Origin of the sequence: Flavobacterium sp. (assembly GCF_031422135.1) — a bacterium.
In the GTDB taxonomy this organism is placed as follows: domain Bacteria; phylum Bacteroidota; class Bacteroidia; order Flavobacteriales; family Flavobacteriaceae; genus Flavobacterium.
The window spans coordinates 1-23,351 of record NZ_JANOQD010000064.1; the positions used below are offsets into that span (position 1 = coordinate 1).

Genomic DNA, 23,351 nt, shown 5'->3' on the forward strand with positions numbered 1-23,351 from the left:
ACTAAAAAACAATCAAGCTTTGATTGTAAAAACAACATTAGAGAATGGTCAAGTTGTGACTAAGAAGATAGTTTTTTAAATAAAAAAGTATAAATGTTATTTATAAAAGCACACAAGGGAATCCTTAGTGTGCTTTTTTGATTTTTGAAATTTGTTTCAGAAAGCAAACAACCTAACACTAGAAGAAATTTTGTTGAAAACTTCTTAACTCAGTATCACATAAAACCACTATTTTTACTAAAAATAATTACATACGAAATGAGTTCAGAAAAAGAAGCCAAATTAAAAGCGTTACAGCTTACACTTGATAAATTAGACAAAACATACGGTAAAGGAACTGTAATGAAAATGGGCGATAAAGCCGTTGAAGAAGTAGAAACCATTTCATCAGGATCACTAGGATTGGACTTAGCTTTAGGTGTAAATGGTTATCCTAGAGGTCGTGTAATCGAAATATATGGTCCAGAATCATCAGGAAAAACCACATTAACATTACATGCCATTGCTGAAGCACAAAAAGCAGGTGGAATAGCTGCTTTTATAGATGCTGAACACGCTTTTGATCGTTTTTATGCTCAAAAATTAGGTGTTGATATAGATAATTTAATCATATCACAACCGGATAACGGAGAACAAGCTCTTGAAATAGCTGAAAACCTAATACGTTCAGGTGCCATTGACATTGTGGTTATTGACTCGGTAGCTGCATTGACACCAAAAAGTGAAATCGAAGGCGAAATGGGAGACTCTAAAATGGGACTTCACGCAAGGTTAATGTCGCAAGCCCTTCGTAAGTTAACAGGAACTATAAGTAAAACAAAATGTACGGTATTCTTCATAAACCAATTGCGTGAAAAAATTGGAGTAATGTTCGGAAATCCAGAAACAACCACAGGTGGAAATGCGTTAAAGTTTTATGCATCGGTTCGTTTAGACATACGTCGTTCTACACAAATTAAAGACGGAGAAAATGTATTAGGAAATAGAACTAAAGTAAAGGTTGTTAAAAACAAAGTGGCACCGCCATTTAAAACTGCCGAATTTGATATTATGTATGGTGAAGGAATTTCTAAAACGGGCGAAATTTTAGATTTGGCCGTGGAATTTGAAATCATCAAAAAAGCCGGTTCTTGGTTCAGTTATGGCGATACAAAACTTGGACAAGGGCGTGATGCAGTCAAAGGATTGATTAAAGACAATCCAGAATTAGCAGACGAGTTAGAAATTAAAATTAAAGATTTCATTAAAGCATCTAATGCATAAAGGAAAAGCCCAAAATTTATTTTGGGCTTTTTTTATACTAAAACGCAACCTTTTGCTAGTTTTCGTATCTTTATAAACAAACTAATATTTTTTATGAAAAAGTTTTTATTGCTTTTAGCAACGTTAACTCTTATTTTTAGTTGTAGCCCCAATGTAGAAGAAAATCAGAAGTTTCATTTGGAGTTATTGCCAGTTCATACTATTACACTTCCTGCGGAATTTGTTAGAAATCAAGAATATGATTTATCGATTCAGTTTATAAGACCCAGTACGTGTCATATTTTTGAAGGATTTTATTATGAAAAAAACTTGAATGTAAGAACAATAGCGATACAAACTAGTGTTATAGAAAACAGTTCTTGTTTGGCAGCAGCAGCAATTCCTGTAACTCAAATTTTAAAATTTAAACCTACAGAATTAGACTCTTATATATTTAAAATATGGAAAGGTAAGAGTCCAACGGATCAAGATATTTATGAAGAATTCGTTATTCCAGTTGTTGATTAAAAAAATAGTAATTTGAGTTTATCCATACTCATACAAGGTTGTATCGATAGAAATACCAAATCGCAAGAACAATTGTACCGAATGTTTTCGGTTAAATTATTTTCGGTGTGTTTGAAGTATTCAAGGAACTATGCCGAAGCCGAAGATAACCTTCAAGATGGATTTTTAATTATTTTTGACAAAATAAAACAATATAAAAACACAGGTTCTTTTGATGGATGGGCAAAACGAATTATGATTAACAACGTGTTACAGCAATACCGAAAAACCACTTTTTTAGAATTAGTCAATGACGTAGTTGACGATACAGTTCTCGAAATTGATGATGAAAATGTAAGCTTAGATTATTTACTAAGAATAATTCAAGAATTGCCAGATAGGTACAGATTAGTTTTTAACCTGTATGTTATGGATGGATATACACATCGGGAAATTGCGGAAATGTTAGGCATTACCGACGGAACAAGTAAATCAAATTTGGCTAGAGCCAAAATGATATTGAAAGAAAAAATAGAAGTATCACAAGAAAAAATATTTCCTTCAGCAAAATGAGCGATAAAAAAAATATAGAGCAATTATTTCAAGAACGATTTGAAGATTTTGAAGCAACTCCATCTGATCATATTTGGAGTGAAATTGCCTCAAAATTAGAGAAGAAAAAAAGTAAAAAAAGGATAGTTCCATTTTGGATTAAAGCTACAGGTATTGCTGCAACATTTGTTTTAGGCTACTTTGCTATTGGTACTTTTTCAGATTCAAGTATACTAAATACAACTGGGAACACATCAACTAAAGTAGTTAGTTCTGATTCTGAAAATAAAGCCAAAAATAATTCAAACGAAATACTCAAGGATAATTTATTGAAAGATAATTCATTGAAAAACAATGAAAATAATCCTGCCCCGAATAGTTTTCAAAATCATAAAGAGATTGAAGCCGATAATTCAGGTTTAGTTATTTCCGAAAAAAATTCTGATGATGGAAATATAGTTATCCCAAATAAATCCTTAAATACGAATAATCAATTATATAATAAAGAAAATAATTCAGGAATTTCTGCAACAGAAAGCAAAAAAAATAAAGACAACACAATAATAAATACTAAAAATAGATCTCAAAATCAAAAAACAGAAATTGTTTTAAATTCAAAAATAGAGCAACAAAAAAACATTGATTTAGTGTTAAATAAATCTCCTTTAATTAATAAGAGCAGATTAGAAAATAAGCAAATTGAAAGTTTAGGTGCTTCTACTAAATTAAATAAGAATACAATTTCTGAAAACAAAGTTTTGGTTAGTAATGATAGTCAAATTAAATCGAATGCCGTTGACAAAATTACTTCCGAAAACAAACAAATTCTAGATGTAAAATTAAGTGAGAATACTGTTTCTGAAAATGCAGCTTTGGTTAATAATAAAGATAGTAAATCGATTAACATTGATAAAATCACTTCAGAATACAAGCAAATTCTAAATGTAAAAACAAGTGAGAATACAATTTCTGAAAACAAAGTTTTGGTTAGTATTGATAATCAAAGTAAATCGAATGCCGTTGACAAAATCACTTCCGAAAACAAACAAATTCTAAATGCAAAAACAAGTGAGAATACAGTTTCTGAAAATACAGCTTTGGTTAATAATAAAGATAGTAAATCGATTAACATTGATAAAATCACTTCAGAAAACAAGCAAATTCAAAATGTAAAAACAAGTGAGAAAACAGTTTCTGAAAACAAAGTTTTGGTTAGTAATGATAATCAAATTAAATCGAATGCCGTTGACAAAATCACTTCAGAAAAGATGCAAGTTCTAAATGTAAAATCAAGTGAGAATACTGTTTCCGAAAATACAGATTTGGTTTGTAATACCAAACAAAACAAATTAGACGACAAAGGCAATCCAAATATTAACATTCAAAATCAAGATGTAAATTATTCTGAAAAAAACGGCATCAATTCAAACAATGGAAGTATTGTAAATACCACCACTATTAAATCTAAATTGGAATTAAATCAAAAAGAATTTTCTGAAATCACGCCTAAAGATTCTATGGCTATTGTTGTTCAAAATCCATTGGAACAACTTTTGAACGAAAAAGAGAAACAGGAAAAAGAGCAGCCGATAATTACAGAAAAAAAGAGTAAATGGAAAATCAAACCCAATGTGGCTCCTATTTTTATGAATGCATCTGAAGGTTCACCTATCGATGAAGAATTTGTCGACAATACTAAAAACTACGAAAACAACCTAAGTCTAGGACTTGGAATTGATTATGCAATTACCTCAAAATTATCCATTCGAACAGGAATAAATAAATTTGATTTAGCCTACAATACAAACGACATTGCTTATTATGCGGATTTAAATTCAAGTAGATTGTCTTCCGAAAATCCTAAAAACAGTATCAAAACTATTACAATGAGACCTGAATCTCGTGGAATGGTAATAGAAGACAAGACCGCCGATGTAGCAGCTTTAAGTTCCTTAGAATTGGCTTTTCAGAACAAAGAAGAAGGTTATTTGAACCAACGAATGGGCTACATTGAAGTTCCAGTTGAGGTTTCTTATAAAATTTTAGATAAAAAATTCGGTATCGACATCATTACAGGTGTGAGTACGCTTTTTTTGAATCAAAATAAGGTTTCTGTTGTTTCATCTGGACTCACAACGGTATTGGGTGAAGCGAATAATTTGAACAAAATACATTTCAGTACCAATATTGGAGTTGGTTTTAAATACAATTTTTGGAAATCGTTTGAGGCTAATTTAGAACCTACATTCAAATATCAAATAAATACATACAATGCCAATTCAGGTGGATTCAAACCTTATTTAATAGGTGTTTACACTGGAATTAGCTTCAAGTTTTAACTATGTTGCTTTAGTTAATGTTTTTTGGTTAAGTTGTGTTACCCTAAAAAGTAACAAATTAAAAGTGCCTCGCCAAGGCACTTTTTTTATTCGTTTTCAAAAGCTACTAATTGTTTGTAAATTAGAGCTCTAGATTCTTCTTTAATCACTTTTCTATCCTCTATTTTTTTAGAAGCAGTTTCTATAAAAGGCAATATTTTAACCCTCATTTTCCCTGGACTTCCACTCAAGAAAGTATAGGAATACCGTTCTTTATTATCGGCAAAAACTAAAGGGACTATAGGTAAATGATGTTCGATTGCTAGGCGAAAAGCACCATCTTTAAATTCGTCCAAAATAATGGATTCGTCGTCTGGCACTTTTCCTTCCGGAAAAATACAAATACTCAACCCTTGATCGATTCTTTTTTGAGCACGTGCAAACACCTCTAATTTACTTTTCGGATTGTTTCGATCTACTAAAATACAAGTGCGTTTGTAGAAAAATCCAAATAATGGAATCTTGACCAATTCTTTTTTACCCACAAAAACAAAAGGGTTTTTTACCACGGCAAGCATCAACATAATATCCGTCATTGAGGTGTGATTGGCAATAAACATATAACTTTTATGAGCGATTATTTCTTGTTCACTTTTCACTTTGTAATAAAATCCCATTCCAAACAAAATTATTTTTGCCCAAATTCGAGCCAATTTGAAAAAATAGGGATACCAAGTTTCTTTAAGAATAGAAACAAAAAGTAATGGAAACATAATAAGTATTGGCACAGCCATTAAAACATAAAACCAAATGCGCCACAAAGTCCAAAAAATAATTTTAACTAATTTCATACCTTCAAAAATAGCGAATAGTAATTGATAATTTCATTAAATAATTAACTTTGCTAAAAATAGCATAAAAAAAATGTCAACAATACTTACTGGAATACAAAGCACAGGAACACCACATTTAGGAAATTTATTAGGAGCCATCATTCCAGCCATCGCAATGGCAAGCGAATCCAATAACAAATCGTTTCTTTTCATTGCAGATTTGCATTCGATTACTCAAATAAAAGACGGAAAAACATTAAAAGAAAACACGTATAGCACAGCTGTAGCTTGGTTGGCGTGTGGTTTAGACAAAGACAAGGTGGTTTTTTATCGCCAGTCTGATGTGCCACAAACTGCTGAATTGTCTTGGTATTTGAGTTGTTTCTTTCCGTACCAACGATTAACATTAGCACATTCCTTCAAGGACAAAGCCGACAGATTGGAAGATGTAAATGCAGGTTTGTTTGTTTATCCAATGCTAATGGCTGCAGATATTTTATTGTATGATGCCAATATTGTCCCAGTTGGAAAGGACCAATTGCAACACATAGAAATCACTCGTGATGTTGCTTCTCGTTTCAACCATCAAATGGGAGAAACCTTTGTTTTGCCAGAAGCCAAAATCCAAGAAAACACGATGCTTATTCCTGGAACCGATGGTCACAAAATGAGTAAATCTCGTGATAACACGATCAATATATTTTTAGACGATAAAGCACTTCGCAAGCAAGTAATGAGTATTGAAACCGATAGCACACCGCTGGAAGAACCTAAAAATGCTGAAACGTGCAATATTTTTGGATTGTTTAAATTGTTAGCCAATGAATCTCAAATAGAAGTGATGCTGGAGAATTATAAAAACACCAATCGTGATTATGGTTATGGTCACGCAAAGCAGGCTTTGTTTGAATTAATTATCGAGAAGTTTGCTACCGAAAGAGAAAAGTACAATTACTATATGAACAACTTACCAGAACTAGAGCAAGCACTTCAAGAAGGAGCTAAAAAAGCGACTGCTGTAGCTAATGGAGTTTTGAATAGGGTTAGAGCAAAGTTAGGGTTTTAACTTTGTCATTTCGACGAAAGAGAAATCTAGATTTCTCTTTCGTCGAAATGACAAAAAAAGATAAATTACTCACTAATCGCATCCCAACCTCTCGCTTTCAACCCAATTTTAGTATTGGCACGAGTTACTAGATGGATTCCTTCACTTTCCTGAGTCATATGACCAATAATAGTGAAGTTTGGATTGCCTTTTATCTTGTCAAAATCTTCCATTGCAATGGTAAATAACAATTCGTAATCTTCGCCACCATTGATGGCAACTGTTGTAGCATCGATATTAAATTCTTCACAAACATTCATAAATTGAGGGTCGAGAGGCAATTTGTCTTCATACAAATTACAACCTACTTTACTTTGTTTACATAAATGCATAATTTCCGATGACAATCCATCAGAAATATCAATCATCGATGTTGGTTTGATTTCCAGAGCATACAATAAAGTACGAACATCTTTTCTAGCTTCTGGTTTCAATTGGCGTTCTACTAGATAAGTATAAGCATCTAAATCAGGTTGCGAATTTGGATTGACTTGAAACACTTGTTTCTCGCGTTCTAAAACCTGCAATCCCATATAAGCAGCTCCTAAATCGCCTGTTACGACTAATAAATCAGTTTCTTTGGCACCATTTCTGTAAACCAATTCATTTTCATCTGCTTCGCCAATGGCTGTAATCGAAATAATTAATCCTTTTTGGGACGAAGTCGTGTCGCCACCAATTACATCGACATTATATTCTTTTGCAGCAAGGTTAATTCCTGCAAACAATTCCTCTAAGGCTTCCAGCGGAAAACGATTAGAAACCGCCACAGAAACCGTAATTTGAGTTGCTTTGGCATTCATCGCACAAATATCAGACACATTGACCACAACGGCTTTATACCCCAAATGTTTGAGTGGCATATAAGCCAAATCAAAATGCACGCCTTCTATCAACAAATCAGTCGAAACAACTACTTTTTTGTCTTTAAAATCTAAAACTGCAGCATCGTCACCAATACTTTTTAAAGTAGATTCTTGTGTGATTCCAAATTGTTTGGTCAAATGGTCTATCAAACCAAATTCGCCGAGTTGTGCTATACTTGTTCTTTGTGGGGTTTTATCTTCGATCATAGTCAATTGCGAGGAACGAAGCAATCTCTTCGTTCGCTAATTTTAATGTTTTGAGGTTCAAAGATACTAAGAATTGCAGTTTAGTTTTTATTTATTTTTCAACCAAATTTCTGGACTTCTCGAGGTATGAATTACAGAAAAGATTTCAATTAGTTTCAAATCATCATTTATTGAATAATGAACTAAAAAAGGAAATTTTTCAATTTTTATACAACGAATATTATTGTATTTAATGGCAAATATGTAAGGATTTTTTTTTAACCTATTGATTTGCTTGATAACTTGGGTTTTGTATCTAATATCCAAACCTATTAATTGATTTCCGTACCAAAAAGAAGCGTTTTTTATATCTAATAAAGCATCTTCATCAATTTTAATTTTGTATTCCAAAATAGAAACTATAAATTTTTAGAAACTAAATCCCAGTCTAGAAGTCTTTCAGGATTTTTTCTAGCTTTTTCAACACGGCTTAATACTAGTTTTTGATGTTCAATTGGAATTTCAACTTCTTCATTCCAAATTGCATCATTAATTTTCAATTTGTCTTTGGGGGACAACTGTTTAACTGCTTCTAAAAGCTGGTTGACATTAAGATTGATATTTAATTTTATAGTTTCCATAGTACAAATTTAGTAAAATATTGATTGGATTACGCTTTAAATTTTCTAAAAGACTGTATCATTTCATAAATTCCAAAGGCGATGAAGATTTTTCCTAATATAAAAGGAATCCAACTGAACGAATTCGACAAATAAATTCTTCCCACTTCAAATGGACTAAAAAAATCTGTAACAAGGAAAAATCTAAACAATCCAATAAAAAAACTTTCAATTTTCTCTGGATTATAACTTCCTGAGTATTCAATTCTATAAAGAATTGAATACCAAAAAAATCCAGATATAATGGTAAACCAAAAAGCCCAAACCCAACTACCAAAATTTGAAGACCACTTTGTCGCCCAAAGAATAAATTTATCTTTAAATCCAGATTTGAATTTCCAGTCTAATTCTTTATAATGAGCTGCAAGCTCATAACCTCGAAAACTATTAAAATCAATTTTATTTTCAGTTTTTTGAAGTTCTTGTTTGATTGCTCTCAATGTTCTTTTCCATTCTAAAATTTTTGTTTTATCTTTTAGATAAGTTTTATCTATGACTTTATTGATTTTCATTTCATCAAAATAGGCTCCGCCACCAAATTTAACTTCATAAAGCTTTATTTTGTTAAACTCTGCATCAGTAAATGAAGATGATTTGTGAAATGTACATCTGTCAATATCTAGAAAGTTTATTTTTGAATCATTAAAAAGTGAAAAACCTTTGAATTCACAAGCAACAAATTTTAAATGGGTGTTTTTCAGATTTACGCAACTTTCAAACCAAGTTGTACTTAGGAAATCACATTTTTCAAATTTTAAAAATTTATCAAATTCAACCTCACTAAAATTTACTTTATTAAATTCATTTCTTTCAAATTTTGACTCATTCCAATGAGATCCACTGCTATTAAAATTATCATTATTAAAGTAGAAGGTTGAATTTTTGAATGAAGTATAAGTGTTAAATTTGTTATTAGTAAAATTTATATTACTTAATTTAGAGGAATTAAAAACACACGAACTATTTTTCTCATATTGAATATCGCCAATTAAGTTGTCGGTAAAACTAAATATTCCATTGGTATTTTTAACATTATTAAATTCGAAATATTGTTTAAAAAAAATTTTGTGAAAACTGAATGAAGTTGTTAAAATTGGAGTTTTACCATTTGTTAATTCACATTCTATATTATTTGAAAAATTAAACTTATTGATAGTAAAGTTTTGTTCTCTTTTAAAACCATTATACAATTTAAGCGATTTAATAGTTTTTGTATTTAAAAAGGATAAACTATCTATGTGACAATTTTCAAAATATACATCACAATTAAATGTACAATTTTTAAACTCTATTTGTAATTCGTTTTTTGTTATATTAAGAATTGATAATTTTTCACAATTAAATATACAATCATTAAATTGAACCCAATCAGATTTAAAAGAATATATTTTCATTTCTTTATTGTCTAAATTAAATTCTACATCCTCAAAAATATCATTTTGGGAAATTAATTTATCGAAATCATTCAAACCTCCAATAATCATAGTTTTCAATTTTCTGTCTCTCAAATATACTTTTTTTAATCAAAAAAACCCAACAACTTTCGTCATCAGGTTTGTCTTTTATCTATTCGTCAATTATCTAAAAGTCTAAAAAAAATTAATCATTCAATTTCAAAACCGCCATAAAGGCTTCTTGCGGAATTTCGACATTTCCTACCAATCGCATTCTCTTTTTACCTTTTTTCTGTTTTTCAAGTAGTTTTCGTTTACGAGAAATATCGCCACCATAACATTTGGCGGTAACATCTTTACGAAGGGCTTTTATAGTTTCACGAGCAATAATTTTGGCTCCAATGGCAGCTTGAATAGGAATATCAAATTGCTGACGCGGAATCAACTCTTTCAACTTCTCACACATTTTTTTACCGATGTGATAGGCGTTGCTCTCGTGAATCAATGCCGAAAGAGCATCTACCGAAGTCGCGTTTAACAAAACATCAAGTTTTACTAATTTAGAAGTTCGCATTCCAATAGGCGAATAGTCAAAAGAAGCATATCCTTTAGAAACCGTTTTCAAACGATCGTAAAAATCGAATACAATTTCTGCCAAAGGCATATCAAAATTCAATTCAACTCTTTCCGTCGTTAAATATGTTTGATTGGTAATTACACCACGTTTTTCAATACACAATCCCATCACGTTTCCTACGAAATCAGCTTTTGTGATAATCGTAGCTTTTATATAAGGTTCTTCAACTCTATCTAGTTTGGATGGTTCAGGCAAATCGGTCGGATTGTTAACAATCATTCCAACTTCTGGTTCTTTTTTGGTATAAGCCAAATACGAAACGTTGGGAACCGTAGTAATCACAGTCATATTGAACTCACGCTCTAAACGCTCTTGAATAATTTCCATGTGCAACATTCCTAAGAATCCGCAACGGAAACCAAAACCTAAAGCCGCCGAACTTTCTGCCGCAAAAACTAGCGAAGCATCGTTCAACTGCAATTTCTCCATCGAGTTACGCAATTCTTCATAATCTTCAGTATCTACAGGGTAAATACCTGCAAAAACCATCGGTTTTACATCTTCAAAACCAATAATCATATTGGTAGTTGGCGTTTTAGCATCGGTAAGTGTATCACCTACTTTTACTTCTTTGGCTTCTTTAATTCCAGAAATCAAATAACCAACATCTCCTGCCGAAATGACACTTTTTGGAACTTGGTTCAGTTTCAAAGTACCAATTTCATCGGCAAAATATTCGTTCCCAGTTGCCATAAATTTTATTTTCTGACCTTTCTTGATTTGACCGTTTTTTACACGAAAAATAACTTCAATTCCACGAAACGGATTGTAATGCGAATCGAAAATCAAAGCCTGTAAAGGTTCGTCAACATTGCCTTTTGGGTGTGGAATTTTCTCAATTATGGCTGCCAAGATATTTTCGACACCAAAACCAGTTTTTCCACTTGCGTGAATAATATCTTCAAGTTTGCAACCCAATAAATCAATAATATCGTCCGAAACTTCTTCTGGATTAGCACTTGGTAAATCGACTTTGTTCAAAACAGGAATAATTTCCAAGTCGTTTTCCAAAGCCAAATACAAATTAGAAATCGTTTGTGCTTGAATGCTTTGTGCCGCATCTACAATCAAAAGAGCGCCTTCGCAAGCCGCAATAGATCGCGAAACTTCGTACGAAAAATCGACGTGACCAGGCGTATCAATCAAATTCAAGATGTATTCTTGCCCTTGATAGGTGTATTCCATCTGAATGGCGTGACTCTTAATCGTAATCCCACGTTCACGCTCCAAGTCCATATTGTCAAGCAATTGGGCTTTTTCTTCACGAGCTGTAACGGTTTGGGTTGCACCCAAAAGTCTGTCAGCCAATGTGCTTTTTCCGTGGTCAATGTGTGCAATAATGCAAAAATTTCTAATATGCTTCATCTTCTTTTTCTATAATTTTGATTTTCCATACTGAGCTACGCCTGTACTGACGTAGGAAGTATCGAAGTATGGGCGTGACCACAAGGGTCGGGCTTTTCGTTTCAATCTTTTCTTTTTTGCCCTTCGACAAGCTCAGGATGACAAAAAAGAAAAGGATTTCCACTGCAATCCCTCACGCAGGCATTCCGCAAAAGGAAATATGCTGCAAATATAAGGCAAATCTTTCGATTGTTGATTAACGATTCTTGATTTCAGATTTTATAAAGAATCTGAAATTTTTGACCTATTTGTTTATTGCTGTTGTTATTTAAAAACGAGCCTTAAAAGTAGAACAAGAAATGATGAATAATAAATTTATTTTAAAATATTCCTAATAAACATACTTACTTTTAATAATTTTTCTGAATGTGAGACTAAATCGCTCGTTAACACCCAAACTTAAATCAGGAAGAATGGAATGTAACCAATAATTCTGAACCTCTTGAGACATATAAAAAAAACTATTATTCTCGAGTGGAACATCATATATAATTTCTTTATTGTTTTTACTTTTGAATCTCAAAACTCTTGTAGATCCAAATGAAAATATAGCTATGCCTGTATTTTTATACAAAATATCTATTTGGTCTGAATGATATCCCATTTTTGAAGTACTTTCAAAATAAAAATTTATTAAACAATTATTTGGTATGAATCCATTATTAATGTTAACGACTTCAACCAATTGATTTAAAAAATCAGGAAATTCATTTTCTAAATAATATACGTTTGAATAATTGTAAGGTATTCCAAAACTGGCAGTTTTACGAGAATTTATAGAATTGTCCCATAGAACATTAGATTTCAAATTAGACACTATTTGACTGTAATCAGATAAAATATCTTTTTTTAAAACAATTTGTTTTATCAACTCGTCGATTTCCATCAAGGCAATTACTTTTAGTAAGATGTATAAAAGTAACGAAATTTTAGTAAATTTGTAAAAATATTTTAGTCTATGCCAATATTAGATAAATTCGGAAATGAAATTGAGCATCATATTGATTTTCCAAAAAATTTAAACATTGCTAATATTGAATTTGGTGCGGGGAAAACTAATTTTGGTAAAAGAGAATATCCAAAATGTTATTTGACTGATAAAAATTATCCGTCAGAGTTAGTATTACATTTTAAAAATCATATTGATTATAAAAATGAAGATTGCCATTATTTAGATGATATCTGTGATTTTTTTGAATATAAGTTTGAAAGAAAATTTGAAAATATAATTTTATGTAATCCTTATAAATATGGATTTTATCAATTAGCTAATGCAAAAAAATTCTTTAATCGTGCAGGTGAAATTTTAAAAGCTAATGGAAGAATTCATATAATTAAACATTCAAGTAACGCTTGGTTTAGTAAGAAAATAATAGAGAATTTTTTTAAAACCGAAATTGATGACCTAAAATCTATATATGATTTTGAATTAGAAAGTTTTGAAACTTTAGACACTAATCACGAAATAAACATTAAATATATTTTTCACCAGACAGGATTGAATAAAACAACCGTGCCAAATGAAAAGATAGTTATAAAGAAATTATAAAATGCAAAATAGTTTTAGATTTGAAGATGTTATATTAACCGATAGTTATCGGACATCGTCGTTTAAAAACAATTTAAATGACCATATAGTTTCAGTTTTAGATTTTGCAGCGGAAAACACAAATTCTACTGTTTTTAAAGACCAAAGCTTAAAATTTAGTAAATCTTTATATTGGGAGTGCTTAAGTGTCATTTATGAAAAAAATCCAATTGTAATAGAAGACTCATTAAAAGAGGCTAATAGAATTTTAGAGCAAAATTTATATATTGATGTTATAAAGAAACTAGGAGACTTTTTTGATCCAAATGATGAATTGTTACTTGAAACAATCGATTTTACTATTAGTAATTACATAGACAATCTAAATTATAAAAAGGTTTTAGAAACTAATCCTTGGAGTTTTACAAATGATATTTTAATGAATGACAATTTATTATATTCATTTACAGATAATTTAGATGAATATAAAAATCTTTTAAATAACAATAAAAAGGAAAGTGAATCGTCTAAATATTTAACTATTGGCGTTTTAGGCAAAGGAAGTAGAAAAGATTACTCACAATCATCTATAAAAGATATATATGCGTTGAGAACGTTATTTTTAAATTTATTAGATGAGAAAAATCATAATTGTGAAAATCCTATAAAAATAAATGATATAATTAAAAAATTTAGAGATTTAGGAATTTCAAAAGATGATTTATCTGATAGTAATATAAAATATTGGATTGTAAAACCTTTAAAAGAAAAAGTAAAAATTGGTTCTAACAAAAATGGATATTTTATAATTAGAAACGAGAATGATTTATTTGAATCTTATTTAAGCCATTACAATAATTTTATTGGATTTTATAAAACTCTAGAGCGTCATAAAAAACAGTCTTCACTTTTTACAGAGTTTGATAACCAGTTTAATATGCATGATGGGTTTTTGAAAGACGAGTTAAGATAATTGATTTAATTTATCTATAATTTCAGATTTTATAAATATCTAAAATCTTATCCTATCTTTGCAAAAAAAATAATCACGATGCCCAAAATAGGCAACATCATATTACCTGATTTTCCGCTACTACTTGCGCCTATGGAAGACGTGAGTGATCCGCCTTTTCGTCGTTTGTGCAAACTGCACGGAGCCGATTTGATGTACTCCGAATTTATTTCTTCTGAAGGACTCATTCGAGATGCGATAAAAAGTCGTCAAAAACTCGATATTTTCGATTACGAACGCCCAGTAGGAATTCAAATTTTTGGTGGCGATGAAGAAGCAATGGGAATGTCTGCCAGAATTGTAGATGCAGTAAATCCGGATTTGGTTGATATTAATTTTGGTTGCCCAGTAAAAAAAGTAGTTTGTAAAGGAGCTGGAGCGGGCGTTTTGAAAGACATTGATTTGATGGTCCGTTTGACAAAAGCCGTTATCAAAAATACCCATTTGCCAGTTACAGTAAAAACCCGTTTGGGTTGGGACGAAAGTTCCATCAATATCGATGAAGTAGCAGAAAGATTGCAAGATATTGGTGTTCAGGCCTTGACAGTTCACGCACGAACACGAGCGCAAATGTATAAAGGACATTCGGATTGGACACATATCGAAAGGGTAAAAAACAATCCAAGAATCACAATGCCTATTTTTGGAAATGGTGATATCGATTCACCCGAAAAAGCCTTAGAATATAAAAATAAATTTGGTCTCGACGGAATGATGATAGGTCGTGCCGCTATTGGTTATCCTTGGATTTTTAACGAAATAAAACATTTTTTCGCAACTGGTGAACATTTGCCGCCGCCATCTGTTTTAGATCGAGTTGAAGCCGCTCAAAATCACCTTACTTGGTCTATGGACTGGAAAGGCGAACGACTCGGAATTGTAGAAATGCGAAGACATTATACCAATTATTTCAAAAACATACATTCTTTTAAAGAATACAAACAACGTCTTGTAACTACCGAAGAACCAGAAAATTTATTCAAAATTTTCGATGAAATTCGTGATGTATATGCGGATTATGCATTTGTATAAATTGGTTATAGTTTGTAACTTACAGATAGAATCAATACCCTTGGTAAAACAAATATAGTTTGTTCACTGATTAAAAAATCGGAGAACGAGTAGTTGTTTTTAACTTCATTATTCAAGAAATTATTGGCGGTAAACTCAAATCCAAACGGACTATTTTTCTTTTGGTATCGCAAGGAAGAATTGGCAATATCATAAAAATTGGATTGATTATTATTGTTGGTGTTTTTCAAATTTTCATATTCAATATAAAAAGTCCAAGATTTAAGAAATGTGAATTCGAAATCAGCATTAAATTCGTCCGACTTATAATTGGTTTTTGTCAAACCTGATAATTGGTTGTATCCTTTGGTGTAACCAATGTTGAAATCAGGCCATTTTCTATACGCTGTTTTTATAGAAAGACCAACTTTTTGATTGTTTTTATCGTTTGAAGTTGTAACATTGTTTATGGTTTGAATGTAATTGAACCAATTCAAATTAGTATTTAATTTTAAACTAAATCTATAAATTTTCTTGCTAAAAGAACCAACTACTCTCCAATTTGTTTCAGGATTATCAGTAAGTATTGGTGTGTTGTATTGATTAATCCCGATAATTTCGATTTGATTTCTCATTGTTTTTACTTTTTTATTGTAGTTAAACAAAACGTTCCAGTTGATTCCTTGGTACATATTTATTTTAGAATATCGCAAATTAGCCGAATGGAATTGTTCGTTTTCTAACAAGGCATTTCCTTTAAAAACAGTATTGTAGCTCTGCAAAGTAAAGTTGTTTGTCAGTTGGATTACTTCAGGAAAAGTATTTGATAATTTATATGTAAAATTTATGGATTCTGATTGATTAAACTCATAATCACTATTCCATTGGGGTTGAATAAGTGTTTTTGAAAACGAATTATTTCCAGCAATTTGCGCAATATTTACGTGATATAAATGAAAATAAATTCCTGGTTTGTTTATCCATTTTCCGATTTTAAATTTGTATTCCAAACCCAAATACCCATCATTCAAATTGTATTTTATGGCATTGCCAAATCCAGCCAATGAAAAATCATTTATAGTGCCTGTAGTAATAATTTGTTTTTCTGAAGTTTGAAAACTTGCTGTTCCATTATTGTTTCCAATATTAGTATACAAATGATTAAAATCGTTGAGAATCCAATAATGCTTAAATAATGCATCAATACTGTTGTTTGTAGCTTTTTTGATTTGATTAATAACATAGTTGTTGTCGTTTTGTAAAGGAATTAACCCAAGCAAGAAAGGTTGGTTTGTAAACCAATTGTTTTCAGGAGTGCTTTTCTCATAGCTATGGTTTACAACAAGTGTTGCTGTATGGTTTTCGTTAAGATTTTTGTGCCATTCGATGTATTGTTTTATCGAAATATTGTATGCATTGTTCGTGTTGTCAAAAACAGTACTATTTGTATTGGTTGTCGAATTGCTATTTGATTTAATAGCATTATTGCTTGATTGGTATTGTGTGTTGTAGAAGAATTTTTCTTTTTCGTTGGGAGAATAATCAAATTTTAGATTTGCAGTTCCTAAAAGTGAACGTGTGGTGTTGTTTTCAGACCTGTTTTCTATAGAGAATAAGTTGTTTTGCAAATAGTTATTTCTGTTTTCGCTACGAGATGCAGTAAATCCTTTAGAAAACAAACCAAATCCAGAAATCAAAAGTTTTGGCGAAGCGGTGTAACTAAAATTTACAGCGCTAAACTGAGATTTATTCTGCACAACATCTTTATTGTCGTTTGAAAAGGAAAACAGATTGGTGAGTGATTTACGCCCTGAAAGAAAACTACTTGCTCCACCATTAAAACGCATCAAATCGTCAAAAGAAAAAATACTTTTACCTATATTATTACTATCTCCAATAAAACTTATATTTGTTTTCGGACTGTAATAAAACAGGCCTGAATGTGCACGATAAAATCCATTATTGCCAGCCACTTCAGCTCCTGATTCGACATCTCCAAAAACAAATTCTTTTTTGTCTTCTTTTAGTTTTACGTTCATCGCTAGTTCGTCGCTATCCGATACTTTTTTCATAAAACCCACTTCGTTAAAATGGTCTATCACTTCAATTTTGTCAAGCGCATCGGCAGGAATATTCTCGACTGCAAGTTTAGATCCGCCTCCAAAAAAAGATTTGCCTTCCACTAACATTTTGGTCACTTTTTTGCCTTGTACCGTGACACCTCCATTTTTATCAACTTCTACACCAGGTAATTTTTCTAGAATTTCTTTCATTTTGCGTTCATTACCGTTGGCAAAACTTTTCACATCAAATACAAGTGTATCTTTTTTAATTATTATAGGTTTAAATTTATGCTTAATTATGATTTCTTTGAGAACTTCGCCCGTATTTTTAAGCACAAAATTATGAGAAGTTAGTGTGCTGTTCTGTTCAATACGTAGTACCGCTTCTCTATAACCAATATACGAAACTGAAATTTCATAAGCGATATTTTCTAATTCTAATCGGTATCGCCCTTTGTTATCTGCTATAGCAAATTTAAGGGAAAAGTTGGGCTGTAATGGTTTTGCTATAACATTCGCAGATTCTAGAGGTATATTTAGAGTATCAGAAACTACCCCTGTGATGGTTTTAGTTTGGGAGTGGGAAATAAAAGAAGCAAATAAAACTAAGAGTAGTATTATTTGCTTTTTGTATAATTGGAATTTCAATTTTTATTTCTTTTGTTTATCGTCAACCTCTTTTATTCCATCTAACTGTTCTTGCGAAAAAGTTCCCATTAGCATTTGCAAATAGATTTCTTGAGTAACTGCTTTTTGGGATACTAATTTGTCTATTTCCGGTGCTTTATCTAATATGAGATTTATTTTTTTTACATATAATGTTCCTTTGTGCCCTTGCAATTCTAGAATTAATCCAGGAAGACCTCCAAAACCTGCTGGACCAAATGAGATAGGGATTTCGGGTGTGTACCATGCAGTTATAGTTACACTTTCTCTCTTGTTACCATCTTGGTAGTAGGGTGAAGTGGCTTTGTAGCATAATTTGCCATCTATAGTTTTGGTTTCGTTTATAAGTGTCCAATCTACTTTTTGTTCTAGATTGACAATTACTTTTCCTGTTCTCTTACTGTCACGGTATTCGCGGTATTCTTTTGAGGTATTGTTTTGATAGTATTTTAGCATTCCGCCTCCTAATATGGCTGAAAGACTAAAACCGCCAGCATTTTCTGTTAAAGAACTATTAGCAAAAAAATAGGCTTCGGATGTATTAAAATTTAATGTGTATTCGATTTTGTCAGCTTCATTACGAGATTTAGCTATCCAATCTGCCATTTCTTTATCTGTATCTTTACTAAATTCTTTATAAGTAAGCTTTCCATATTGTACAGAGCCGTATTTTATTTGTCCAATACAATGTTGTATGGTTAACATTGACAGTATTAAAAAGTATTTTTTCATAAAAAAAATTAAAAAACATCCAAAGATTCCTTTGGATGTTTGATTTTGTTAAATTAACAATTGTGTGATGCTCCCCAAGCATCTCCAGCAGCCCAACCAGCCGCACAACCACCTGCATTTTCATATGCTTGAATCCAACCTGCGTCACAAGGGCTTCTTTTGTATACTTTTTTAACTTTTCCTGTGCTTGCCACTGAAGCTCCGCTAAACGCTATCATTGCGATAGCTGTAAAAACTAATTTTTTCATGTTTTTAATTTTTTAAAATTAATATTAAATTTATTGTGTAGCAAAGATTTTAAAAACTATTTTTGTTAGCTATTCAGAATTAAATAATCACTATTTGTTTTTGAATATTCGTAATGTTTTATTTATATATTTATTATGTCTGTAGGATTTAAAATTAAGAAACTTCGGGAAGATAAAAACCTCTCACAGCCAGAACTTGCTGCTATTTTGAACATTTCGCAAGCAAAATTGTCTAACATAGAAAATGAACAAACAAAAAAAATAGATTTTTTATTGATGGATAAGGTTTGTCATTATTTTGATAAAGATTTTGATTTTTTTACCAAAAATACAGAACAAGTTAATAATGTTGATAAAAATGACGGAAGTTTTGTTGGTTATAATCATGGAACTATAAATCTTTTTCCAGAGAACATTATAGATCAAATTAGAAAATTAGTGGAAGAAAACAATTTTCTAAAAGAAGAAAATAGAAAGTTCAAGATTTAATTCAAAATTTTTGATGAAATTCGAGAAGTTTATGCGGGTTATGAATTTGTTTAAAAAAAAGTAAGGCGCAACATTGTTGCGCCTTACTTTTTTTAAACTTTTATAGTTTTCCACTTTCCTCGTTTGTATAATACGATACTAGCGAGTGTAATGGCGGTTTCAGCAATTGGGATTGCCATAAAAACTCCAGTAGGACCTAGATTGTAATGTTTGGCTAACAAATAAGCCAATGGAATTTGAAACAACCAAAACCCGAAAAAGTTAATCCAAGTAGGCGTCCAAGTATCACCAGCTCCGTTAAATGTATTTATTAAAACCATCCCAATTCCATAAAAAATGTAGCCTAAACTCATGGTTTGCAAGGCTTCAGTAGCTACGTTTTTTACCACGTCATTATTTGTAAAAAAAGAAACAATGTAACTCCCAAAAAGTAAAGTAAAAACCATAATGGTTCCCATAAAGATAACATTGTATTTAGCAGTTGTAAACACGGATTTTTCTGCTCGTTCGATTTGGTTAGCACCTAAATTTTGACCAACTAATGTCGCTGCTGCATTACTCAACCCCCAAGCTGGAAGTATGAAAAACATCATAATTCGCAAGGCAGTTTGATAACCCGCAGAACCATTATCGCCGCCAGTTGTGGCTACTAGTTGTGCTAGAAAAATCCAACTACACGAAGCAATTATAAATTGCAAAACACCAGGAGTAGCAATTTTTACAATGGCTTTTATTTGTTCAAAATCAGGTATAAAGTACGAAGATACAATCTTCAAAACACCTCGACCATTAAACAAATGATACATTTGGTACAACACACCAATGCCTCTTCCTATAGTTGTCGCAATTGCTGCACCAACCAATCCGAATGAAGGAATTGGTCCTAGTCCATTGATTAACATAGGGCACAAAATAATATTGCAAGCATTAGCAATCCATAAACTTTTCATAGCAATAGCCGCATTTCCTGCGCCACGAAAAATTCCGTTAATAAGAAAAAGTAGCATTACAAATAGGCTTCCTCCCATCATAATTCGGGTGAAATTTATACCATAAATTGCGGCTTTCTCAGAAGCGCCCATAAATAGCAGAATGTCTTTGGCATAAATAAAGCCAAGAACACTTATAAATACATTGATTACAAAAGCAACTATAATGGCTTGCATTCCAGCTTTTGCCGCAGCAACAGGATCTTTTTCGCCAATTCTACGGGCAACAACAGCCGTAGCCGCCATACTTATTCCGATGGCTAACGAATAAATTATAGTCATAACCGATTCTGTTAAACCAACAGTTTGAATAGCAAAACTGCTTTGTTTCAAGTGTCCTACAAAGTACAAATCGACTAATGCAAAAATGGATTCCATCATCATTTCTAAAACCATTGGGATGGCTAGAAGAATAACGGCTTTTTTTATGCTTCCTGAGGTGTAGTCAAAATTTTCATCGCCTTTTATGGCTTGTTTTAGAGTTGAAAATATTCGTAAAAATAAATTTTTTGATATAAAGGTTTCTGTCATAATAAAGTAAGATAAATGATAAACTTGCTCAAAAAAGTTGTTGAGCTTAAAAAAGTAAATCGTATTGTCCTATTTATTGTTTAAAATAAGAGTAGGACTAGACAGAAAAAATCATAGACGTTCGTATTATATAAATCAAATATACATATTATTTTGAATAATCTGATTTACTCTAATAATTTTTTGCGCACTCGATTACTGGCTATTAGTGAAGCTGCAGAACTAAGAATTAGTATGGTTGCAAGCTAAATATAAGATATTTTTAAAAAAATTGCCCTTCGGATTCGCTCAGGGATTACAGAATAAGAAAAATTTCATTAAAAGCGGTTCTTGATACGCTTCTCTACTCGAACTGACGAATACAGTAATAACACCCAACGGGTTATTAAAAGTAATTAATTCGATTCCATCTTTTTTTAAGTTTTAAAAGAAAACCATCAATGATTTGATTTTTTAGATTAATTAAAATGATAAAATAAAAATAGATTTAGTAATTTTGCAATCTTTAACAAAAGATGTTACTTAACAAAATATGAATGTAAAAAACCAAAGTAGAAACAATTCTATTGATGTATTTAAAACTGTTTTGTTGTTTTTTCTATTAACTGCTCATTCACTTCCAAATTCATTTCCTGAGATTGGTCCAAAAACAGGTGTAATGTTTTGTCTTCATTTAAATAGTTTTAGTAGAATAGTAGTGCCGATTTTCTTTATTTTAACTGGTTATTTTTTAAGAAACAGGCTACAAGATGGGAAATATATTGTAAAATATTTAAAACGTCTAGCGATATTGTATTTTGTTTGGCAACTAATTTACTTAAAGTTTATTTTAAAAGCATACAATGCAAACATTATAACTTTTGAATCACTACTTCTTGATTTATTCTGGGGAATTGGTCACTTATGGTACTTGAATGCGACAATATTAGCAGTTTTTTTCATTTTTTTGATTAGAAATTTTGAAACGAAAACGAAACTCCAGATTGCCTTTTTTCTTTTGTTTATTTGTTATTCTTTACAAATAATAATGAAATATCAAATGGTTTTTAATGTTGATAAACTTCGTGAAATACTATGGTATTTAGGGACAGAAAGAAATTTTTTATTCTATGGTTTACCTTATATTTTATTAGGAACATTGTATGATAACTGGAAAGTTCAAATTAATAAAATTAATTTTTTGTTGATTCCTTTACTTATTCTAATTGTCCTAGAATCCTATTTTTATATACAATTAGGCAAAAGAACATTTAATATTTTTTTGACCGCGTTGCCAATTTCACTTATTTTGGTTAATAAAGTTTTAGAGGGACAATTTAAAACTTCTTTAAAAATAAATCCAACATTACCAATCGGAATTTATCTTTGTCATTTTTATGCAGTTTATTATGTTTTCAGAAAATTTCCAAATGTTCCAATTGAATTTGAGGTATTTAAATTTTTATTAATATGTTTATTGACAATAGTTATTTGGTTTGTACTGGATAAAATAAATAAAAAATTCCCGTATTTTTTTTAAATTAAAAAGTAGTGATTTTGAATGAAAACATAAAAATATCGATTGTAATTCCTTGTTATAACAATGAAAAAACAATTATAGAAACTCTAGATTCTATAGAAAATCAATTACATAAAAATATAGAAATTATTATTGTAAATGATGGTTCAATTGATAATAGCAAAGTTGTAATAGAAAATTACATGGCTGTAAATAATAATTGTATTTTATTAAATCAAGAAAATAAAGGGCCTTCATTTTCTAGAAATTTCGGAGCAACTAAAGCATCTGGTAAATATATAATGTTTCTAGACGCTGATGATTTAGTACACCAAACTTATGTCAATAAATGTATTGCAGTTTTAGAAAACAATTCAACAATAGATATTGTTTATTCAGAAATTGAATTTTTTGAAGCTCAAACTGGAAAATGGCGTTTAAATGATTTCGAAATGCCTAGTTTTTTGATAAACAATTGCATACCAATTTGTGCAGTTTTTAAAACGGAATTATTTAGAAGTATTGGTGGTTTTGATACTAATTTAAGTTTTACTGAAGATTGGGATTTGTGGATTCAAATAATAAAAACAAATAAAATAGTTTTTAAAATACCAGAGATTTTATTTTATTATCGAAAAAGACACAGTAAAGATTCACTCTCAGACAATATGAATGTCAATTCAATTTCAGATAAATCAAGATTATACATTTATAATAAACACTATGATTTTTATAAAGAAAACAATCTTAGTTTAACAGATTTTTTTATTTCGTATAATATTGCAATCAAATATCACAATAAATATTTTGATACTTGGTATAGAAAACTGTTTTATAATATAAAAAACAGATAGTTTTAA

Annotated in this window: 22 protein-coding genes; 11 read left to right on the forward strand and 11 right to left on the reverse strand. The window is 30.8% G+C overall.

Annotated features, from left to right (window positions below; translation table 11 throughout):
* Positions 1-258 precede the first annotated feature (258 nt).
* From recA to RMO70_RS08855, 4 genes are all read left to right on the forward strand, one after another.
* Positions 259-1,263 (forward strand): recombinase RecA, encoded by a 1,005-nt coding sequence (gene recA, locus RMO70_RS08840; RefSeq protein WP_310556070.1) that lies wholly within the window; start codon positions 259-261, stop codon positions 1,261-1,263.
* A gap of 93 nt (positions 1,264-1,356) precedes the next feature.
* On the forward strand, positions 1,357-1,770 hold the full coding sequence (locus RMO70_RS08845; RefSeq protein WP_310556071.1) for a hypothetical protein: 414 nt from the start codon (positions 1,357-1,359) through the stop codon (positions 1,768-1,770).
* Between the two features lie 12 nt (positions 1,771-1,782).
* Complete coding sequence (locus RMO70_RS08850) at positions 1,783-2,322, forward strand: sigma-70 family RNA polymerase sigma factor (protein ID WP_310556072.1); 540 nt, start codon at positions 1,783-1,785, stop codon at positions 2,320-2,322.
* Positions 2,319-4,640, forward strand: coding sequence for an outer membrane beta-barrel protein (locus RMO70_RS08855; RefSeq protein WP_310556073.1), 2,322 nt, complete (start codon positions 2,319-2,321; stop codon positions 4,638-4,640). The genes RMO70_RS08850 and RMO70_RS08855 overlap by 4 nt, the downstream gene beginning before the upstream one ends.
* A gap of 86 nt (positions 4,641-4,726) precedes the next feature.
* Here the strand turns inward: RMO70_RS08855 and RMO70_RS08860 are convergent, their stop codons facing one another.
* Positions 4,727-5,470, reverse strand: a complete 744-nt coding sequence (locus tag RMO70_RS08860; RefSeq protein ID WP_310556074.1) for a lysophospholipid acyltransferase family protein — start codon at positions 5,468-5,470, stop codon at positions 4,727-4,729.
* A 73-nt stretch (positions 5,471-5,543) separates the two neighbouring features.
* Between RMO70_RS08860 and trpS the strand changes: the two genes are divergently transcribed.
* Positions 5,544-6,518, forward strand: coding sequence for a tryptophan--tRNA ligase (gene trpS / locus RMO70_RS08865; RefSeq protein ID WP_310556075.1), 975 nt, complete (start codon positions 5,544-5,546; stop codon positions 6,516-6,518).
* A 65-nt stretch (positions 6,519-6,583) separates the two neighbouring features.
* Here trpS and thiL read toward each other — a convergent pair whose 3' ends face one another.
* The 6 genes from thiL to RMO70_RS08895 all read right to left on the reverse strand — a co-directional run bounded on the left by thiL (position 6,584) and on the right by RMO70_RS08895 (position 12,610).
* Complete coding sequence (gene thiL / locus RMO70_RS08870; RefSeq protein WP_310556076.1) at positions 6,584-7,630, reverse strand: thiamine-phosphate kinase; 1,047 nt, start codon at positions 7,628-7,630, stop codon at positions 6,584-6,586.
* Between the two features lie 87 nt (positions 7,631-7,717).
* A complete protein-coding gene (locus RMO70_RS08875; RefSeq protein WP_310556077.1) occupies positions 7,718-8,020 on the reverse strand; it encodes a type II toxin-antitoxin system RelE/ParE family toxin in 303 nt (100 codons plus the stop codon).
* 8 nt (positions 8,021-8,028) lie between these two features.
* Positions 8,029-8,250, reverse strand: coding sequence for a hypothetical protein (locus tag RMO70_RS08880; protein ID WP_310556078.1), 222 nt, complete (start codon positions 8,248-8,250; stop codon positions 8,029-8,031).
* 29 nt (positions 8,251-8,279) lie between these two features.
* The gene (locus RMO70_RS08885) at positions 8,280-9,797 is read right to left on the reverse strand and encodes a hypothetical protein (RefSeq protein ID WP_310556080.1); all 1,518 of its coding nucleotides are present in this window, start codon (positions 9,795-9,797) and stop codon (positions 8,280-8,282) included.
* A gap of 91 nt (positions 9,798-9,888) precedes the next feature.
* Positions 9,889-11,685: a translation elongation factor 4 gene (gene lepA, locus RMO70_RS08890; RefSeq protein WP_310556081.1), complete on the reverse strand. Its 1,797-nt coding sequence runs from the start codon at positions 11,683-11,685 to the stop codon at positions 9,889-9,891.
* A gap of 370 nt (positions 11,686-12,055) precedes the next feature.
* A complete protein-coding gene (locus RMO70_RS08895; RefSeq protein WP_310556082.1) occupies positions 12,056-12,610 on the reverse strand; it encodes an alpha-ketoglutarate-dependent dioxygenase AlkB in 555 nt (184 codons plus the stop codon).
* A 72-nt stretch (positions 12,611-12,682) separates the two neighbouring features.
* Here RMO70_RS08895 and RMO70_RS08900 point away from each other — a divergent pair, with 72 nt between their 5' ends.
* The 3 genes from RMO70_RS08900 to dusB all read left to right on the forward strand — a co-directional run bounded on the left by RMO70_RS08900 (position 12,683) and on the right by dusB (position 15,296).
* Complete coding sequence (locus tag RMO70_RS08900) at positions 12,683-13,273, forward strand: hypothetical protein (RefSeq protein ID WP_310556083.1); 591 nt, start codon at positions 12,683-12,685, stop codon at positions 13,271-13,273.
* Between the two features lies 1 nt (position 13,274).
* The gene (locus RMO70_RS08905; protein ID WP_310556085.1) at positions 13,275-14,225 is read left to right on the forward strand and encodes a hypothetical protein; all 951 of its coding nucleotides are present in this window, start codon (positions 13,275-13,277) and stop codon (positions 14,223-14,225) included.
* Between the two features lie 78 nt (positions 14,226-14,303).
* Positions 14,304-15,296 carry a tRNA dihydrouridine synthase DusB gene (gene dusB / locus RMO70_RS08910; protein ID WP_310556086.1) on the forward strand — a complete coding sequence of 331 codons (993 nt, stop codon included), beginning with the start codon at positions 14,304-14,306 and terminating at the stop codon, positions 15,294-15,296.
* 5 nt (positions 15,297-15,301) lie between these two features.
* On the opposite strand, the gene RMO70_RS08915 is transcribed toward dusB, so the two are convergent.
* From RMO70_RS08915 to RMO70_RS08925, 3 genes are read right to left on the reverse strand one after another with little or no spacing between them, the layout of a single operon-like run.
* Positions 15,302-17,986, reverse strand: a complete 2,685-nt coding sequence (locus RMO70_RS08915) for a TonB-dependent receptor (protein WP_310556088.1) — start codon at positions 17,984-17,986, stop codon at positions 15,302-15,304.
* A 3-nt stretch (positions 17,987-17,989) separates the two neighbouring features.
* Positions 17,990-18,736, reverse strand: a complete 747-nt coding sequence (locus RMO70_RS08920) for a GLPGLI family protein (RefSeq protein ID WP_310556089.1) — start codon at positions 18,734-18,736, stop codon at positions 17,990-17,992.
* Positions 18,737-18,789: 53 nt separating this feature from the next.
* Entirely contained in the window at positions 18,790-18,984 is a 195-nt protein-coding gene (locus tag RMO70_RS08925) for a hypothetical protein (protein ID WP_310556090.1), read from the reverse strand.
* A gap of 135 nt (positions 18,985-19,119) precedes the next feature.
* On the opposite strand from RMO70_RS08925, the gene RMO70_RS08930 reads away from it, so the two are divergent.
* Positions 19,120-19,473, forward strand: a complete 354-nt coding sequence (locus tag RMO70_RS08930; RefSeq protein WP_310556091.1) for a helix-turn-helix transcriptional regulator — start codon at positions 19,120-19,122, stop codon at positions 19,471-19,473.
* Between the two features lie 92 nt (positions 19,474-19,565).
* Here RMO70_RS08930 and RMO70_RS08935 read toward each other — a convergent pair whose 3' ends face one another.
* Positions 19,566-20,993 (reverse strand): MATE family efflux transporter, encoded by a 1,428-nt coding sequence (locus tag RMO70_RS08935; protein WP_310556092.1) that lies wholly within the window; start codon positions 20,991-20,993, stop codon positions 19,566-19,568.
* 532 nt (positions 20,994-21,525) lie between these two features.
* Here RMO70_RS08935 and RMO70_RS08940 point away from each other — a divergent pair.
* Positions 21,526-22,512 carry an acyltransferase family protein gene (locus RMO70_RS08940; RefSeq protein WP_310556093.1) on the forward strand — a complete coding sequence of 329 codons (987 nt, stop codon included), beginning with the start codon at positions 21,526-21,528 and terminating at the stop codon, positions 22,510-22,512.
* A 17-nt stretch (positions 22,513-22,529) separates the two neighbouring features.
* Positions 22,530-23,345 (forward strand): glycosyltransferase, encoded by an 816-nt coding sequence (locus RMO70_RS08945; protein ID WP_310556094.1) that lies wholly within the window; start codon positions 22,530-22,532, stop codon positions 23,343-23,345.
* Positions 23,346-23,351: the final 6 nt, after the last annotated feature.

Excerpts from the sequence above, each read along its gene's own strand:
- RMO70_RS08860 (WP_310556074.1), bottom strand. The coding sequence starts at position 5,470 with ATGAAATTAGTTAAAATTATTTTTTGGACTTTGTGGCGCATTTGGTTT.
- RMO70_RS08920 (WP_310556089.1), bottom strand. The coding sequence starts at position 18,736 with ATGAAAAAATACTTTTTAATACTGTCAATGTTAACCATACAACATTGT.
- lepA (WP_310556081.1), bottom strand. The coding sequence starts at position 11,685 with ATGAAGCATATTAGAAATTTTTGCATTATTGCACACATTGACCACGGA.
- RMO70_RS08855 (WP_310556073.1), top strand. The coding sequence starts at position 2,319 with ATGAGCGATAAAAAAAATATAGAGCAATTATTTCAAGAACGATTTGAA.
- RMO70_RS08880 (WP_310556078.1), bottom strand. The coding sequence starts at position 8,250 with ATGGAAACTATAAAATTAAATATCAATCTTAATGTCAACCAGCTTTTA.
- dusB (WP_310556086.1), top strand. The coding sequence starts at position 14,304 with ATGCCCAAAATAGGCAACATCATATTACCTGATTTTCCGCTACTACTT.
- RMO70_RS08930 (WP_310556091.1), top strand. The coding sequence starts at position 19,120 with ATGTCTGTAGGATTTAAAATTAAGAAACTTCGGGAAGATAAAAACCTC.
- RMO70_RS08940 (WP_310556093.1), top strand. The coding sequence starts at position 21,526 with ATGAATGTAAAAAACCAAAGTAGAAACAATTCTATTGATGTATTTAAA.
- RMO70_RS08925 (WP_310556090.1), bottom strand. The coding sequence starts at position 18,984 with ATGAAAAAATTAGTTTTTACAGCTATCGCAATGATAGCGTTTAGCGGA.
- RMO70_RS08845 (WP_310556071.1), top strand. The coding sequence starts at position 1,357 with ATGAAAAAGTTTTTATTGCTTTTAGCAACGTTAACTCTTATTTTTAGT.
- RMO70_RS08895 (WP_310556082.1), bottom strand. The coding sequence starts at position 12,610 with ATGGAAATCGACGAGTTGATAAAACAAATTGTTTTAAAAAAAGATATT.
- RMO70_RS08905 (WP_310556085.1), top strand. The coding sequence starts at position 13,275 with ATGCAAAATAGTTTTAGATTTGAAGATGTTATATTAACCGATAGTTAT.
- thiL (WP_310556076.1), bottom strand. The coding sequence starts at position 7,630 with ATGATCGAAGATAAAACCCCACAAAGAACAAGTATAGCACAACTCGGC.
- RMO70_RS08935 (WP_310556092.1), bottom strand. The coding sequence starts at position 20,993 with ATGACAGAAACCTTTATATCAAAAAATTTATTTTTACGAATATTTTCA.
- recA (WP_310556070.1), top strand. The coding sequence starts at position 259 with ATGAGTTCAGAAAAAGAAGCCAAATTAAAAGCGTTACAGCTTACACTT.
- RMO70_RS08900 (WP_310556083.1), top strand. The coding sequence starts at position 12,683 with ATGCCAATATTAGATAAATTCGGAAATGAAATTGAGCATCATATTGAT.
- trpS (WP_310556075.1), top strand. The coding sequence starts at position 5,544 with ATGTCAACAATACTTACTGGAATACAAAGCACAGGAACACCACATTTA.